Origin of the sequence: Sphingobacterium sp. BS-2, from assembly GCF_046161205.1 — a bacterium.
Lineage (GTDB): Bacteria > Bacteroidota > Bacteroidia > Sphingobacteriales > Sphingobacteriaceae > Sphingobacterium > Sphingobacterium mizutaii.
In genome coordinates this window covers 1-15,540 of record NZ_JBIXGO010000021.1, presented here as the reverse complement: position 1 = coordinate 15,540, position 15,540 = coordinate 1, and the positions used below count along the sequence as shown (strand labels likewise).

Annotated in this window: 11 protein-coding genes; 2 read left to right on the top strand and 9 right to left on the bottom strand. The window is 42.8% G+C overall.

The window, feature by feature from the left end; translation table 11 throughout:
* Positions 1 to 3: 3 nt before the first annotated feature.
* On the bottom strand, positions 4 to 1,401 hold the full coding sequence (fumC, locus tag ACK2WI_RS16215; protein ID WP_093101471.1) for a class II fumarate hydratase: 1,398 nt from the start codon (positions 1,399 to 1,401) through the stop codon (positions 4 to 6).
* A 78-nt stretch (positions 1,402 to 1,479) separates the two neighbouring features.
* On the bottom strand, positions 1,480 to 2,046 hold the full coding sequence (locus ACK2WI_RS16210) for a hypothetical protein (RefSeq protein ID WP_409151585.1): 567 nt from the start codon (positions 2,044 to 2,046) through the stop codon (positions 1,480 to 1,482).
* Positions 2,047 to 2,183: 137 nt separating this feature from the next.
* Between ACK2WI_RS16210 and ACK2WI_RS16205 the strand changes: the two genes are divergently transcribed.
* Complete coding sequence (locus tag ACK2WI_RS16205; protein WP_313368099.1) at positions 2,184 to 3,788, top strand: S41 family peptidase; 1,605 nt, start codon at positions 2,184 to 2,186, stop codon at positions 3,786 to 3,788.
* On the opposite strand, the gene ACK2WI_RS16200 is transcribed toward ACK2WI_RS16205, so the two are convergent.
* From ACK2WI_RS16200 to ACK2WI_RS16175, 6 genes are all read right to left on the bottom strand, one after another.
* Positions 3,785 to 4,885 carry an endonuclease/exonuclease/phosphatase family protein gene (locus ACK2WI_RS16200; RefSeq protein WP_093101466.1) on the bottom strand — a complete coding sequence of 367 codons (1,101 nt, stop codon included), beginning with the start codon at positions 4,883 to 4,885 and terminating at the stop codon, positions 3,785 to 3,787. The two genes, ACK2WI_RS16205 and ACK2WI_RS16200, sit on opposite strands and share 4 nt — an antisense overlap.
* Positions 4,885 to 5,760, bottom strand: coding sequence for a rhomboid family intramembrane serine protease (locus ACK2WI_RS16195; RefSeq protein ID WP_409151584.1), 876 nt, complete (start codon positions 5,758 to 5,760; stop codon positions 4,885 to 4,887). Before ACK2WI_RS16195 ends, ACK2WI_RS16200 begins: the two co-directional genes overlap by 1 nt.
* A 16-nt stretch (positions 5,761 to 5,776) precedes the next feature.
* Entirely contained in the window at positions 5,777 to 6,493 is a 717-nt protein-coding gene (locus ACK2WI_RS16190; protein ID WP_093101462.1) for a rhomboid family intramembrane serine protease, read from the bottom strand.
* A 15-nt stretch (positions 6,494 to 6,508) separates the two neighbouring features.
* On the bottom strand, positions 6,509 to 8,374 hold the full coding sequence (gene mutL, locus ACK2WI_RS16185; protein ID WP_093101460.1) for a DNA mismatch repair endonuclease MutL: 1,866 nt from the start codon (positions 8,372 to 8,374) through the stop codon (positions 6,509 to 6,511).
* Between the two features lie 925 nt (positions 8,375 to 9,299).
* Positions 9,300 to 10,592, bottom strand: coding sequence for an L-lysine 6-transaminase (gene lat / locus ACK2WI_RS16180; protein ID WP_093101661.1), 1,293 nt, complete (start codon positions 10,590 to 10,592; stop codon positions 9,300 to 9,302).
* A gap of 20 nt (positions 10,593 to 10,612) precedes the next feature.
* Complete coding sequence (locus ACK2WI_RS16175) at positions 10,613 to 12,142, bottom strand: aldehyde dehydrogenase family protein (protein WP_409151583.1); 1,530 nt, start codon at positions 12,140 to 12,142, stop codon at positions 10,613 to 10,615.
* Positions 12,143 to 12,422: 280 nt separating this feature from the next.
* Here ACK2WI_RS16175 and ACK2WI_RS16170 point away from each other — a divergent pair, with 280 nt between their 5' ends.
* A complete protein-coding gene (locus tag ACK2WI_RS16170; protein ID WP_409151582.1) occupies positions 12,423 to 13,574 on the top strand; it encodes an acyl-CoA dehydrogenase family protein in 1,152 nt (383 codons plus the stop codon).
* Here ACK2WI_RS16170 and ACK2WI_RS16165 read toward each other — a convergent pair whose 3' ends face one another.
* On the bottom strand, positions 13,575 to 14,852 hold the full coding sequence (locus ACK2WI_RS16165) for a hypothetical protein (RefSeq protein WP_409151581.1): 1,278 nt from the start codon (positions 14,850 to 14,852) through the stop codon (positions 13,575 to 13,577).
* Positions 14,853 to 15,540 lie beyond the last annotated feature (688 nt).

The window sequence follows — 15,540 nt, the reverse complement described above, 5'->3', positions numbered from 1 at the left end:
ATGTTATTTTAAGCTACCTACCATCTCCTCAGGTTTCACCCACTCGTCAAATTCTTCAGCAGTTACATAACCTAATTTGATAGCTGTCTCTTTCAAGGTAGAATTGTTTTTATGTGCTGTTTGAGCAATTTCAGCAGCTTTATAGTAACCGATCTTGGTATTCAAAGCCGTAACCAACATCAAGGAGTTGTCTACTAATTGTTTGATACGGTCGTAGTTTGGCTCAATTCCAATTGCACAGTGCTCTTCAAAAGATACACATGCATCACCGATCAATCTAGCCGATTGAAGGAAGTTTGCTGCCATCACTGGTTTGAACACGTTCAACTCGTAATGACCTTGTGTACCTCCAATAGTAATTGCTACATCATTACCCATTACTTGAGCCGCTACCATAGTCAATGCTTCACATTGCGTAGGGTTTACTTTTCCTGGCATGATAGAAGAACCTGGTTCGTTTTCTGGGATCAAGATCTCACCGATTCCTGAACGAGGACCAGAAGCCAGCATACGGATATCATTTGCAATCTTATTCAAGGAAACTGCTAATTGTTTCAATGCACCGTGAGTTTCTACGATAGCATCGTGCGCAGCTAATGCTTCAAATTTATTCTCAGCAGTCACAAATGGCAAGCCTGTGAATTGAGCGATATATTTAGCTACCAATACATCATAGCCTTTAGGAGTATTTAATCCAGTACCTACAGCAGTACCACCTAATGCTAATTCAGAAAGGTGCGCTAAAGTGTTTTTTACAGCTTTGATGCCGTAGTTCAATTGAGCCACATATCCAGAAAGTTCTTGACCTAAAGTAAGTGGAGTCGCATCCATTAAGTGGGTACGGCCGATTTTCACTACATTCATGAACTCCTCAGATTTTTTCTTCAAGGTATCACGTAATTTCTCAACGCCAGGGATAGTTACTTCTACCACCGCTTTGTAAGCTGCAATGTGCATACCTGTTGGGAATGTATCGTTTGAAGATTGTGATTTATTTACATCGTCATTAGCTTTCAACACCGGTTCACCTTCGCCTATTTTACCACCAGCTAATACCTGAGCACGGTTAGCAACAACCTCATTGACATTCATGTTGGATTGGGTTCCCGAACCTGTTTGCCAGATTACCAAAGGGAATTGATCGTCAAGCTTTCCAGCAAGGATCTCATCACATACTGCAGCGATTGCATCACGCTTTTCTTGCGCTAATACACCTAATTCGCAGTTTGCATAAGCAGCTGCTTTTTTCAAGTAAGCAAATCCTTCGATGATTTCGTGTGGCATAGAAGCTGCCGGCCCGATTTTAAAGTTGTTTCTAGAACGTTCAGTTTGTGCACCCCAGTATTTGTCCGCTGGAACCTGAACTTCACCCATGGTGTCTTTTTCTATTCTGAATGACATAATTACAATGTTTTGATAGGCAAATCTAAGGAAAAATAGAGAATTAAGCTAAAATAAGCCAGCCTAATACCCTATATTTTAGGATAATCTCTTTTGTATATGTTCCTCGATATGATGATATACCTGTTTCGGTTTTAAGGTACGCCAAGGAAAGTTGTTGAGGTATTCGCCGAAATTGATATAGTAGTCTATATGGTTGTCCACGAACTCCTTGATCACATGCTCGCGGAAGTCAATTCCAGCGATCCAGCCATCCTCGATGTCATTGAACCATTCCTCATAATAGGAGTCATCCGAAGCATGGAAATTCAGGATATTTTCACCGATCAGGATAAACTTGTTGATGCCCTCTTCGATCAATAGGTCGATCAGCTCCCTCTTAAGGACCATGATATCATTGTAAATAGCATCGTTCCATTCACCGATAAACTCAATGATACAGTATCTTCTGTCGTAATCGGCGTATAAGATCTTCAGGTAAAGGGTCTGGGAACCAAAGTAATCCCATTGCGGATGAAGGAGGTAATTGTAGATTTTTTTATCGTATTCAAACTCACTATAAACAGTCCCAAAGAATGGACTACGTTCATCCTCTGAGGCTATATAATAGTCTCGCCAGTTGTAATATGGTTCCAATTCATGCATCTAACTGTAAAATTATTGAAAATTGCGGAGATATTATGCTTCAAGGTGCTTTTTGGACTGTTAATTGTTATAAAATATTTATTATAAATTTCTTTTAAACAATTGGTTATTCATTAATTTTGCGGACCAGACCGTAAATGCAAAAAGGTAGAAAACGAAATATTTTTGTTGCAGCAACTTATGCCGCCACCCTATTATTGGGATTGATCCTAGGCCAGAATTATTCTGATCAACAAGGATTCAATACCGGCGGGTCCCTAGTGCCTATTGGTCTGTCTGATAATTCCTATAAAATACAGCAGGTCGTCGACCTGATTTCCAATCGATATGTAGATAGCATCAATATGGACTCGGTCCAAAATGGAGCCATTAACCATATTATTTCCCACTTAGACCCCTATTCCACGTTTCTAACACCGAATGAATCAAAGAGCCAGAGCGAAGTCCTAGAAGGTACCTTCGAGGGTATCGGTATGGAATACTTCAGCATGAACGACACTTTATTGGTCGTGGGGGTCATTACCAATGGACCTGCAGATAAAGGCGGTTTCAAAGTTGGGGACCGAATCCTGAAGATTGGAAAACGTGATGTAGCAGGTACCTCTGTCAGTAAAGATGAGGTGGAAAAGCTAATGCGAGGAAAGCGAGGTTCGGTAGTTTCCATGGTGATCGAAAGGGATTCCATCAAATTGCCGGGACCACTAAAGGCCATTCGTGACCAGATTAATGTGAGCTCTTTGGATGTAGCCTATATGATCAAACCCACCATTGGTTTTATCCGCATTCGCAGATTCTCTTTAAAGACAGCAGAAGAATTTAAAAACGCAGTCATTGACCTTAAAAAGCAAGGCGCAAAAAGCTTGATTCTTGACTTAAGGGACAATGGAGGCGGATATTTCCATATTGCCATTAAGATGGCAAGCGAATTCTTTCCTGATCAGCGTTTGATGGTCTATACTGAAGGTGCCCACGAAGACCGATTAGATTATCTTTCCGAAGGGAAAGGGACCTACAGCCAAGGTAAATTGGTACTCTTGGTCAACGAAAGAACGGCGTCTGCCAGTGAGGTCGTTTCCGGAGCCGTACAAGATTGGGATCGCGGAACAATTATCGGAAGGAGAACCTATGGGAAAGCGACTGTCCAAGAGCTCTTCGATTTCTCCGATGGATCCACCATCAACCTCAGTATTGCAAGGTATTACACACCCCTGGGTCGTAGCATTCAACGGAAATACAGTCCTAATTGGACGATTATGAACGATTATGTCAATATGTACAAAGGCCTGTGGTCTTTGGATACGACTTATGCCCATGCCCAATCCTACCAAACTAAATTAGGAAAGAAACTCTTCAGTGGAGGAGGTATTGTGCCCGACGTCATTATCCCCGTCGATTCCAATGAGGTGAGCCTGTTGTACAAAGACCTGGTCCAATCCAGCCTGATCGAACAATTCGTTTATAGCCGATTCACCAAGAAATTGCCGGCCTATTCCATTGAAAACTTCCTGCAAGGCTATAACCTGCCGGTTTCTGAATACAATAGCTTTATCAGCTTCTTGACCGATAGGGGCTGGAACATTTCAGCTAGCAAGCAAAGAGATCTTCACGACCTGATTCAAAGTGATATTGAAGCTTTATTGGGAAGGTATTACTTTGGAAGGGAAGCCTATTACAAGGTCAAAAATCGATATGATGCCTTTGTAGAATCTGCACTTGAGCAAATTGAGGGCAATAAGACCTAATTTATCCTTAGATCGGCATAAATAGGGTAGTGGTCCGAAAGCTTTTTCTTGACTACCTTATAATTATTCACCGTAAAGTTATTCTCACAAAAGATATAATCAATTTGCAAGATTGGCAATAATTCAAAATGGGTCACGCCCCAACCATTGCCCTTTTCTTGAAATGCATTCTTCATGCCCTTGCCAATCAAATTAACCGAATAGGACATCGGGGTGTCATTAAAATCACCCATCACGATCTTTGGGATCTTGGTTTCCTGCATGTGAGCAGACAGCGACTCCGCTTGATCACTGCGTTGTTCAAAAGCCCATTTCAGCTTTCGGCCAACTTGCTTGGTCTTTGTTTCCTCCATACCATCTCCCGTCTTAGGATTCTGGATGAACTCCTTATCCTCATTTTGCAAGCCAAATGAACGGAGGTGAACATTATAGACACGTACCGTGTCCTGGTTTTTCACAATATCAACATAGATTACCCGGTTGATGCCATATTCATTTTTCTTGATCAAACCAGAATTGATGATCGGGAACTTTGAAAATATGACCTGCCCATAGGCATCGTATTCATTCTGTTGGGAAGGCGCGAAATAATAACTATCAAAATTGATCTTCGATTTGATCTTTTCGCTGAATCTCTTGTTCCCTTTGATGGTGCTGCTGAACTCCTGTATGCATAATATATCCGGATCGACCTCTTTGATGACATCAGTGAACTCATCCTTTGCCGGCTTATCCGTTTTCTCGACTGCTTCAAGCATGTGCACATTATAGGTCATCACACGAAGGGAAGAGTCATTCTTGACCACTGGGTCAGGAGAATTGAAAGTGACATGTTTGGTCATCAGGTTCCAACCGATCAAGATGGCGATCAAGGAGAAAAGGGAATACTTCGGTTTACGAAGGATCCAATAGAAAATAAAACCTAGATTGATCAATAAGATGGGTAGATAACCCAGGCCGAGGAATGATATTGGCCAGAAGGATTTAGGGTTAATAATGGAGGCCGAATAACATAAAAAAAGAACAGCTATGGCAGCCAGGTTGGCCAGCATAACGGTCTTGCTAAAGAAACCTAAATTCTTTTTTTTAATCAACATTATTCTTGCTCTTCTCTGCTTACCCTGAACAGTATTTCTTTTTCCCGTGAAGATAGACTTTCATAACCATTTTGAGAAATTTTATCCAAAATTTCATCTATTACCTCTTGGTTAGGTAAATCGCCTTTGTAGCTTTTATATGTTGGTGTTTTTTTAACTGAGTGCAGCACGCGAAGTTTCTTTTTGGGTTGGTATACAAATAATTTGCTCAAGTCCCGGCCTGCCTGCAATTGGTACATAAAAGTCATGCCCCATAAGATGGCTAACGGAAATGCTGCCGCTGCCGCTCGGTTGGCGAATACATAGAACAAGAGCTGCAGCGCTAAGAATATGATGGCAATAGTACGGAACTTGACAATCCCAAACAGGAACAATCTGATTTCCATTTTGGGAGTCAGCACCAATAGACTGGCTACTATGGCTGCAAGCCCCATGGAATTTGAAAACAGATATGGGATCGGTCCTTTTGCTAGGAAATTGATTTCAGAAAGCGCTAAGAAACTGATGCCCGAAATGGCAAAAGCCCCCAAGAAAACCGTCATCAACTGCCTCTTGTTCAGGAAATTTAAAAACGTACTGCCCATCCAGTATAGCCATAAACAGTCGAATACGACATTGAACAGTCCGATGTATACAAATGGATAGGTCAATAAGGTCCAAGGTTTCAGGATAAATGCCGAAAAACTGTTCGGTAAGGTCAAATTACTGAGCAACCAGTCGTACAGTGGAAACTGGATGACTCCTAGGTCTACCAAAAGATCCGCAATATGAATCAGGATAAATACGAATATTTGAAACGAGATGATATAGGGGATAGGAGAACCTGTTTGATAGGTAGTCCTTAAGAACATCTTTATGCCGTTTTCCTTTTTCATATCTTAGGATACAATCTTAATAATAATTTGTTCTTCTGATACCCCAAATTTTTAACAGGATAAATCCAAATAACGCTCCGCCCACATGTGCTAAGTGGGCAATTGAGCCGCCCGAGTTTGAAAAACCTAAAAAGATCTCGATAACGATCAAGATGGGAATGAAATATTTTGCTTTGATCGGGATAGGCAAGAAGATCAGCATTATCTCGGCATTAGGGAATAGGTATCCATAAGCCAATAATAATCCGTAGATCGCTCCAGAAGCACCAACCAATGGCGTTCCATAAATGGAAAGTAAGGTGTCCAATTGATCTTTGCTGATCGGCAGATTGGTCGAAACCATTCCGCTTGTGAAGTTAAAGTTCAGAAATTGAGAAGCTCTCACGGTTCCAGCGATATTGTAAACCTCAATCGCTTGGATACCATATTGCAATACCAATGCGCCTAGTCCACTGATCAGGTAGTAGTTTAAGTACTTCTTTGGTCCCAAAATACGCTCAATCACCCCGCCAAACATCACTAAGGCAAACATATTGAAAAAGATATGCGCAAAACTTCCATGCATGAACATGTAGGTGATGACTTGCCAAATCTTAAAGAATGGGGAGTCCGGATAGAACACACCAAAGAAAGTTGTGGCCTGCTTAAAAATCATCGACCCAATAAAACAGATGATATTGATGATCAATAGATTCTTTGTAACTGTTGGTAAATTGCCGAAAAGGTTATTCATATCTTAATTTCAAAATTAAATATTCCTGCCAAAGCGTTCTGCCAGCTCCTGCAAGGTGTATGTGATGATGACAGGTTTCCCAGAAAGCGAAATATTTGGCGACTCACAGGCAAACAGTTTGTCAATCAATTCTGCCATGCCTTCATTCTCCAGTTTTGTTCCCGGTTTGATGGCTGCATTCTTGGCTAAGCTTTTTGCCAGTCTCTCTCTTTTGTTTAGGCGTAGATCACTCAGATTCTTGAAATCTTCCAATAATTTTTCAATGATCTGCCCTTCATTGATGTTTTCTAGATCTGCAGGAATACCATCTACAATATACGTAGTTTTCCCGAATGGTCGCAACTGAAATCCCAACGCATGGATTTCAGGAAGAATCTCCTGTACCAAAGCAAAATCGGCTGAATTCAACTCAATGGTCTGTGGAAACAAACTTTGCTGGCTTGAACCCTGGTTATGCTGCAATTGTTGCTGGAACTGTTCAAACAGAATTCGCTCATGTGCAGCCTGCTGATCGATCAACATAAAACCCGAATGGATTTGCGATACTATATAACGATTGTGCAATTGAAAAAATTGCTTCTTCGGTTGGTCTGATGGCTGAATGATTTCGGCCTCCGATCTCGCCTCTTTTTCCTCCGGCAACAGGCTTAATTGCTCCGTTTCTTCCGTTTCGGTAATCTCGTATAGGCTGTCCCAATTCTGGGGAATGCTGGTCTTTCTTTCGATTTGCTCCGGATAGGTATACCTTCTCGGTTGCTTTGGCATCCCATCATCAAAAGGATTAAAGTTTGGATTAAAATTGATGGTAGGGGCCTGGATCTCCTCCAAAGGTTTTGGTGTGATCAGGTCATTGAAGCCGGTCTCCTGCTCAAAATCCAAGGATGGAGCGATGTTATACCTTCCGATGCTACGCTTTACCGCAGACCGCAAGATGGCATAGATCGCTTTCTCGTCTTCATACTTGATTTCCGTTTTGGTAGGGTGCACGTTGATGTCGATTTTCGAAGGATCGATATCAATGAACAGCACGTAGAGCGGAAATGTATCCGCAGGCAGGATTTCCTCATAGGCATTCAGCACCGCATGGTTTAGATAAGGGTCCTTGATAAAGCGGTTATTGACAAAGAAGAATTGCTCCCCTCGGGTCTTCTTCGCAAATTCCGGTTTACCGATAAATCCTTTGATGTTCAAAATACTGGTAGTCTCCTCAACAGGTACCAGCCTTTGGTTATAGTTGTTGCCAAACAGGTGGACGATCCTTTGCTTTAATGTTTCCTTCGGCAAATGGAACATTTCATTGCCATCGCTATGGAAAGTGAAGAAAATATCAGGATGTGCTAAAGCAATACGTTGAAATTCATCAATGATATGCCTCAATTCGACAGAATTGCTCTTCAAGAAATTCCTTCTTGCCGGAATATTATAGAATAGGTTCTTTACCGAGATGCTGGTCCCCGCTGGAGCCTGATCTGGGTATTGTTGGATAACCTCCGAACCTTCAATTTCTATCACCGTACCAAGCTCATCCTCAATACGTCTGCTCTTAAGTTCCACGTGGGCGATAGCGGCAATAGAAGCCATAGCCTCCCCACGGAAGCCCATGGTCCGGATAGCGAAAAGGTCTTCGGCTTTTCGGATTTTGGAAGTTGCGTGACGTTCAAAACAAAGACGCGCATCCGTTACACTCATCCCACAGCCATTGTCGATCACTTGGATCAATGACTTGCCCGCATCCTTAATAATAAGTTTTATATGATCTGCTCCCGCATCAATAGCATTCTCCAATAGCTCCTTGATCGCCGAGGCTGGTCGTTGTACAACTTCACCCGCCGCGATTTGGTTTGCTACTGAATCTGGAAGCAATTGAATAATATCCGACATAATCTACAAAGGTACAAAAATGACACCAATCGTTCGGATTTTCAGGCCTTCTCTTCAAGCAAATTTTTATCAAAATTCCGATCTTTTTTGAATCAGCGAAATATGGGTTTATAACCTATTGGAAATAAGGATGGAAGATGCATCGCTTGGCTGTTGTTGTCTGATTGGAGCGCTGAAAAAGTTTAAGGATACTAAAAAAGAAGGTTTAGTTTTCTAGTGGAAAAATATTTCACCCGCGCTTGCAGTTTTTTGGCAGAAAAATCAAACTTTCCAGTGTCAGCCTGAGGAACGAAAGGTCTCGGAACCATTCAAGACAAATGATTGATTTTCATTCCTGATACAACTGTTTTGAACCAGGATGTTCGGGATTGGAGGATGGACCAAGATCATTGGCGGAATGCCAATCATATATTTATTTTCCATTTTCCGCTGTCATCCTGAGAAGTAAAAATTTGGACTAAATTTATTGGAAGGTGATGACAGCATGTTGGCAATGAAAATAAATTAGCTCTTTTATTTTTTAAATATAGAACCCCTTTTGGGGTTCCATTATTTTAGCTGGCATGGTACGTTAGCCTGGAAGTCGCGCAAAAACGATATTCGATTAATCGAACATCGTTTTTGCATTACCCCTATATTGTTAACCATCTATGCTAAAATAATTTATCCCCGCTGGGGATGTATGGCGGATAACAAATATTCTTCAAGAGAGGAAATATAGGTCTAAATACCTAGAAACACAGATTTAACAAACGTGTCATTGGTTCGCAGGAAGGATCTCGGGACAATACAAAACAAATAATTGAATATCAATCATTTAATCAAACGAATTGAATATTTATCAATACAATTCTTACTGCAGATTTTCCCCAAACCAACCCACAAAAAAAAATCCCGACCTTTCGATCGGGATAATCAATTATACTTAATCAACCACTTTATCTACGATAGATATCGCTTTATCTAAATCCTCTTTGGTCACGGTCAAGTGCGGCCTGAACCGGATGCTCCTGTCACCACAACCCAAGATCAACATATTCTCTGCCATTGCGTCAGCTACAAATTTGTCCCTAATTTCTGGGCTAGGAAGGTCGAATGCGACCAACAATCCTTTTCCACGGACATTGCTGATGGCAGGATGCTTTTCCGCAAGCTCCATCAATTTAACCTGAAGATATTCGCCTAATGATTCCGCTTTGTTCACCAGACCCTCTTTCTCAATGATCTCCAAGATCAATTTGAAACGGATCATGTCAACCAGGTTGCCACCGAAGGTAGAATTGATACGGCTAGACTCTTGGAAAACATTCTTTTCCACACGGTCAAATTTCTCCTTATTGGCCAAGATGCCACAAACCTGTGTTTTCTTTCCAAAGGAAATTACATCCGGAACAATTCCATAGTGTTGATAGCACCACATCTTACCTGTCATGGCGATCCCGGTCTGCACCTCATCCAAAATCAAGATGATATCGTTCTTGTCACAGATCTCCCTCAGCTGCATGAAGAATTCCTTGCGGAAATGATTGTCACCACCTTCAGCTTGGATCGGTTCCAAGATCAAACAAGCGATATCATTCGGGTTATTGGCAATAGCGTTTTCAATTTCTTGGATAGCCTGTTTTTCCAATTCAATGGTTGCCGCAACCGACTCCTCTGTTAAAGGGAAAGTCAATTTCGGATTGCTGATCCTTGGCCAATTGAATTTCGGGAAATACATGTACTTCCTTGGGTCCTTGGTATTGGTCAAGGAAAGGGTATAGCCCGTCCTGCCATGGAATGCCTGTTTGAAATGTATGACCTGGCTAGCCTCTTGGTCGATGCCATTGGCTAGGTTCAGCCTTGTTTTCCAGTCGAAAGCAGCTTTCAGGGCGTTTTCAACAGCCAATCCGCCACCATCGATAAAGAAACAATAGCTCAATTCCTTTGGAATCCCTACGCGTTCAAAGACATCCATGAAATCAGCGTACTCATCAGGATAGATATCCGATAAGGCTAATTTATTGATGGAAACCTTTTCCAACTGTTTTTCATTGGCTAGGATATAAGGATGGTTATATCCCACTGGTGATGATGCGAACATGCTGAACATGTCCAAATATTCCTTGCCATCGATGTCTACAATGTATGAACCATGTGATTTCTCCAAGTCCATGACAACTGGAAGACCGTCTGCCAAGATATGTTTACCTAATCTTTTATGTGTTTCTCTTATCATAATCGTTTATAATCTAAATGTTATAAATCAAATTTAATCCCCTGCGCCAATGGTAGGCTAGTGGTATAATTGATGGTATTTGTTTGTCTACGCATATATACTTTCCATGCATCCGAACCCGATTCACGGCCGCCGCCAGTGTCCTTCTCTCCCCCGAAGGCGCCACCGATTTCAGCTCCCGATGTACCAATGTTTACATTTGCAATACCGCAATCTGATCCGTTCTGGCTCAAGAACAACTCTGCCTCACGCAGGCTATTGGTCATGATCGCTGAGGAAAGGCCTTGTTTTACGCCATTTTGCAAAGCAATCGCTGCATCGACCTCACCGCTGTATTTTATTAAATAAAGGATAGGCGCAAAGGTCTCATGTTGCACGATCTCGTAATGGTTCTCCACTTCGGCAATAACCGGAGTCACGTAGCAACCACTTTCATAACCTGCACCAGCCAGTACTTCTCCTTTGGTCAATAATTTTCCGCCTTCAGCTTTTATTTTTCCCAAAGCTTCTAGGTACATGTTCACTGCTGCGGTATCGATCAATGGACCCATGTGGTTATTGCTATCCAGCGGATCGCCAATTTTGATCTGTTTATAGGCATCCACCAATGATTTTTTCACTTTGTCATAGATGCTTTCGTGGATGATCAATCGGCGGGTACTAGTACAACGTTGCCCCGCTGTACCCACTGCTCCAAACACGGCTCCGATAATGGTCATCTTTAGATCCGCACTCGGGCTGACGATAATGGCATTGTTGCCACCTAATTCCAACAAGGATTTACCCAGGCGTTTCGCAACCACCGCGGCAACCTCTTTACCCATGCGGGTAGATCCCGTTGCTGATACCAATGGAATGCGTTCATCTTCCGACATCCATTTCCCTACCTCGGCATCACCGACAATAATCGAAGAGATACCCTCTGGTAATTTATTAGCTTTTAATATGTCGGCGATGATATGTTGGCAAGCTACAGCACACAATGGTGTTTTCTCGCTCGGTTTCCAAACTACCACGTCTCCACATACTAAGGCCAATGCAGCATTCCATGACCAAACCGCTACCGGAAAGTTGAATGCCGTAATGATGCCCACGATTCCTAGTGGATGGTATTGGTCATACATGCGGTGACCTGGTCTTTCTGAATGGATGGTATTACCATATAATTGTCTGGATAGACCTACTGCAAAATCACAGATATCGATCATTTCCTGTACTTCGCCCATGCCCTCTTGGTAGGATTTTCCCATTTCATAGGAAACCAGTTTTCCAAGTACCGGCTTCAACTCACGAAGTTTCTCTCCCAATTGGCGCACAATCTCGCCACGCTTTGGCGCTGGAATATCGCGCCACATCAATTTCGCCTTTTCAGCTTCTTGTATTACTTTTTCGTATTCTTTCTTGGTCGTACTCTTTGCCTTGGCAATTAACTTGCCATTGGTAGGCGAATAAGATTCAATCAACTCACCCTGAGCAAACCATTTGCTCCCTGTCGACGTCCCTAGGTTTTCAACCTCGATTCCAAGTGTTTTTAATTCTTTTGATGTCATAATATGGTTTATATTATTCGAAATTTCTATAAATATAGAGAATATATTTTGTTGTTACATGGGTTTGGTCGAATTTATTTTGTAATTTGGACATAAGATGATGCGCGGAAAACATAAGTCCTACGCGATTTGAGGAGGTTATGCGAAAATGTTTGTTGCAAGGATGATTTTGGTCATTTTTCAAACAGCTTAATATCGGTAGATTCGAATAGCATTTGGCGCTTTGTGTACAGTGTTTTTTCTGTTGCTTTCGCCTGTTGTCTATAAATCTAAATTATCCATGGACTACTACCAAATAGAAGAATTATTAAGCCCTGAACAGCTCCTGGTTCGGGATGCCATCCGTGAATTCGTGAAATCCGAGATCGTTCCGGTGATCGACCAGTATGCCCAAGAGCATAAGGAGATCCCCGGTCTGATGAAAAAATTGGGTGCTATTGGCGCCCTTGGTCCCTTTATCCCCGAAGAATATGGGGGAGTAGGGCTTGACTATATGTCCTATGGTTTGATTATGCAGGAGCTGGAATTTGGTGATTCGGCCATCCGCTCTGCCGCTTCGGTGCAATCCTCATTGGTCATGTTCCCGATTTATAAGTTTGGTTCGGAAGATCAGAAACACAGGTTCTTGCCTCGTCTAGCGAGCGGCGATCTGATCGGTGCATTTGGACTGACCGAACCCAACCATGGTTCTGACCCAGCCAGCATGGAAACCAAGTTGGTCAAAGATGGAGATGGATATCGTCTATCAGGTTCAAAAATGTGGATTACCAATGCGCCGATCTGTGATATTGCCGTGGTATGGGCGCGTGATGAGGATAAAAAGATCCGTGGAGTGATCGTAGAAAGGGGCTTTGAGGGCTTCAGTACGCCTGAGACTTTGAATAAATGGTCACTCCGTGCTTCCAAGACCGGGGAGCTGGTCTTTGACCAGGTTTTTATACCGCAAGAAAATGTACTTCCTGAAGTTAGTTCCATGAAAGGACCTTTGTCCTGTCTGAATTCTGCACGATATGGAATTTCTTGGGGAGCCATTGGCGCTGCGGTAGATTGTTATGAAACGGCCTTGAAGTATGCTAAGGAACGTAAGCAATTCGGGAAACCTATTGCTTCCTTTCAGCTGCAGCAGAAGAAATTGGCTGAAATGGTCACGGAAATCAGCAAGGCGCAGTTGCTGTCCTGGCGATTGGGCCAGTTAAAAAATGAAGACCGTGCTACACCCGCGCAGATTTCCATGGCTAAACGCAATAATGTGAACATGGCATTGCAGGTTGCCCGCGAAGCTAGACAAGTTTTAGGTGCCATGGGCATTGTCGGCGACTATCCGATCATGCGTCACATGATGAACCTGGAATCGGTCATTACCTACGAGGGTACCCATGATGTCCATCTCCTGATTACGGGGAATGACATCACAGGCATCAATGCTTTTTAACTACCTATTATAAGGATAGTCCTGCACCCAGCGGAAAGTCCGGGTCTTGAGGTCGATATTGTCCATGTCTATCTTTTCCAAAAAGATAGATGTGGAATCCTTGCTACCGGCTTCAATGAGTATTAATCCATCCTCCTTTAATCGGTATTTCAGGTCCAGCGAAAGTTCGTTTGGTTTTCCTACGATTCTAAATTCCTTACTGTCTTTTTCGGGAATGATTTGATAACTGTCCAGCTCCATCTGCTCATCGCGAATGAATAAGGTATGCTCATCTTTGAACATTAAATAATGCCAATGGTCTGGGATGTTTATTTTCTTGCGGTTCAGATGTTCCTTAAAGGGGATATAATATGCACCATAGAGTTCACTTTTCACACCCTTTCTTTGGGCCATGTACTTTCTGGTTGCATGAGTCCTTGGGATAAGGGAGGCGATCGTCAAAATAATGAACAGGTATTTTATGGAGATAAATGCAATTCGTTTCCAGCGTTTGCTGAAGGTTGGCTGTGGTGGCCTGCTGAGTTGTACAGGTTTCTGTTTGATCAGGAGAACATAGAACTTTTGGATATTGGGTGCCAATAGAAAAAGACTTAACAAGACCAAAGCTGTGGAAACCATCTTCACGGGTACGTCATAAAAGTAATTTGTAGCCATCACGTTGATGCTGACCCCTAGCATAATCAATGCACCCAAGGTGCTGGTCCTTCTGAACAGCAGCAAGATCCCCAACATTTCGGCAATACCTATAAATATATTATAGGCAGGCGATGCTCCATAAAAGGTCCATGCCAAGCCCATCGGTGAGAATTTGTACAGGGGTTCGGTCAGACTGATGATATCTGGAAATGGAAACTGGCTGGAAAATACCTTGACAAAGCCATACATAAACATGGTGATTCCAATGTAATACCTGATCAGTACCGTGAGCCAATAGTATAATCTTGGATATACCTTGTTTTTTCGATCGATCGAGGTCCAAACGATGCATCCTATTATAGATACTATAGTTATTAATAAAAGGAGTAGCCATTGCAAGGTGGTGTCTCCGCTTCCACTCTTAAAGGGCATGTTCGCATGGATCTTCACAAAGTCTGAAGCCAGGAACTTTAGGAGGTCGGTTAAGACTGGGGCGAGAAGGCGCTCCAAAAAGAGTAAGAAAAAGAAGCTGCTGTTGTTTATTAAGATAATAAACAGGGTTATTAATAAAAAGCAGAACCTAAATAGGATGGGGTTTCTAGGAAATACGTCGATCGGCTGTTTCTGGTCAGTGGTATCCATAATATATTATTGGTTTCTTAAATATAATGAATATTGCTTGAGGAAATTTTGTGAGAGCTATTTTTTAAATGTTTTTAACGAATGCAAGAGGCTGCTACGAGTTTGTGATCAAATACAATAAATGAGGTGTTTTTCTGGGGGTCTGGTTCGGGACTCATTCGGGGCATGTTCGGGAAAGCTTCGGTGGAGAGAGCTGGATAGGCCGTAGCGTACCCGAGGTTGGAAGTGGGACGCTGGGGGATCGGGAGGGGGATGGCATGGTTTGCGTTGCGAGATTTCCGAATGTGGGTGGGATGGGGTAGGGAGGAGAAACCATTCCGATGGTTGAGCGGAGCCGAGACCCGGCACAGGATCATCGAGAGGGATGGACCATGATCACCACCACGGTAGGGGCGAATCGAATTCGCCCGCCCCATGCATTTGAACCAGGATGGAGGGGATCCGAGGATGGGCCAAGACCATGGAAAGGCCCGGGAAGCCTCCCTTTTGCCCCTTTTTCCCTGCCTCCCTGAAAATTTATCTGGCAATGCTACAGCGAGTTATGCCGCCTGGCGAAAAATACTTTGCCCGCCCCCTTGGAAGTGAAGGTATTTTGTCCCTATCTTTGCACCACTCCGCAAGGGAGGGACGGCCGCAGGGCCACTGACAACAGGGAAGGAAAAAGGGGAGCGGGACGGTGCACAGCACG